Source organism: Priestia sp. YIM B13489 (genome assembly GCF_042787645.1).
Taxonomy (GTDB): domain Bacteria; phylum Bacillota; class Bacilli; order Bacillales; family Bacillaceae_H; genus Priestia; species Priestia megaterium.
This window is the reverse complement of record NZ_JBHZOQ010000044.1, coordinates 1-2005: the sequence shown is the minus strand read 5'-3', so window position 1 is coordinate 2005 and position 2005 is coordinate 1. Positions and strand designations below refer to the sequence as shown.

The window sequence follows — 2005 nt, the reverse complement described above, 5'->3', positions numbered from 1 at the left end:
AACTACATGAACAAACGTGGCTATGACATTGAGCGTGGCGAGCCGAGCGAGCTGCAGCATAAAAGTGTGCATGAGTTTAAGAAACAAGAACGCGAAAAAGAGCTAAAGCATTTGCAACAATTAGTGGCTCACAAGGAAAAAGAGCTTCAAAGTATGGATAATTTGGTCGAGTTAAAAACATCACCACCCGTTGAGATACGTAGCGAGAGACGTATTGAAGAGTTATGTAGCCAACCTCTTGAAGTAGAGGCGGCCAAGAGTGTCATGGGTTCCAAAGTGAAAGTGGAAGAAGCAGATTTTCATGAGCTTATGAATCTCACAAAAGAGCTTCAGCAAACATTGGCGGCCGAGCATGAGCGTACCCATGCATTGAGTCACGAGGTAGATCGCTATGAGAAAGAGAATAAGGCATTAAAGCATGATTTAAGTGAGACAAAGCAAGAATTAGAGATATACGTGGCGCATCAAGATGGCGAAGTTGAGAAGGCCAAAAAACAAATGCGTCAGAAGCTTGTCCGTGATTTTTCAGCTGAACAGAAGAAAAATGCGAAAGAAGAGGTTAAGAGAGAACTAGATACGCAATATAAAGCTCATATAAGCTCTCTCAGCGATGATTTAATGATTGAGAAGCAGAAACATGAGAAAACAAAAAAAGAGCTTGTACAAGTAAATGAAGTGAATGAGAGCTTAACGAAGATGAATCTTGGTTATATAAAGGATTATGTGCCAAAAGAAGAGCTAGATAAGGTGAATGAGCAGGTTCATGAGTTAATAGAAGAGAATAAGACATTAAAAGCCTGGAAGGAAAAAGCTTTGAATTGGATTGATAAGAATGTGGAGAAGATGAAACAGATATCATTTTTTCAATACGTCGGCGGGATCCGCAAGCAATTCAAACGCCAGGAACAAGACTTAGAACGGTAAAAAGGGAGACATGAAGTTGAGCAAATTTAAAACGACACTCTTACTTATTGCTTTTGCAGTGGTAGCTGGTTATGATATTTATCTATTGTTGAATGCTTATGACTACGGTTTTTCTGGTCTATAAACATAGTTAAAGCCATATAAAAAAGCTATTTCAATCGTATTGGCATCGGAGTGAAATAGCTTTTTCTATATTACATTCAAGAGTGTTCTGGTTCGTCATGGATATCTTTATATGTGAAGTATATCACAAACTTTCTTGTCTGTGAAGCCGGAAATCAAAATTTGTATGACAAGTTTTGATTTTAAGATAAAATTCCGTTGTATAAGGACATTTGTATACTGTAAAATATTTGTATGAACATAAAAAGATAAAACAAATACAAGGTTGATCGCTCTTAGAGTGTACAACCCTGTATTTGTTTTGCTATTAAAAGTAAATGGGTGAGGGGAATATTGGAGTCTCATAAAGTGATCTTAAAAGAAGCTTTAACCGTTGAAATTGAAAAAGAGAGAAAATGTTTGATTGAAACGGCATTTAAAGAGGGGTTTACAAGTAATAACACGGTAGAAATTAGTCAATTTATTGATGAGATGTTAAATGAATTAGAAAAGATTAAATAGAGCTATTAAAAACAAAAAAAGCAACCTCGGCATTGGCCAATGAACGAGGTTGCTTTTTTTGTAAGGGTTTGTTCATACGTATCCGAAGTATGAAACATAAGTAGGTTACCATGTTCTGTAATTAAAGACTATTTTTAATGTGTTGCTATATATACAAAATAAAAGAGCAACCTCATCTTTGTCATAGGAGAGTGAGGTTGCTTTCAAATACGTTGAAATCTGAAGTAATGACTGCAAACATAACATATTTTTTAACATATTTACTATTTTTAATGTGTTCTAGCATATGAATAAAACGCGCACTTTTTATACATCCTCCTCCGACTTGGGTATCGAGTAAATGCCGTCATATCAAGGATGTATAAAAAGCTGCATACTCCGGAAAAAGGACCCTCGGCGGAACCGTTCTGCGACAAGGGTTCTTTTTTGTGGTGTGTTCCGGAAAGAGTGATTATGT

The 2005-nt window shown here is 36.3% G+C and carries 2 protein-coding genes; both read left to right on the top strand.

The genetic code is table 11. The annotated features are described in order from the left end of the window. Positions 1 to 924 (top strand): plasmid recombination protein (locus ACFX4W_RS04720; protein ID WP_377559275.1); only part of this gene is annotated, 924 nt, incomplete at its 5' end. Between the two features lie 456 nt (positions 925 to 1380). Further along, positions 1381 to 1548: an aspartyl-phosphate phosphatase Spo0E family protein gene (locus ACFX4W_RS04715; RefSeq protein ID WP_047749689.1), complete on the top strand. Its 168-nt coding sequence runs from the start codon at positions 1381 to 1383 to the stop codon at positions 1546 to 1548. The last annotated feature ends 457 nt before the right edge of the window (positions 1549 to 2005 follow it).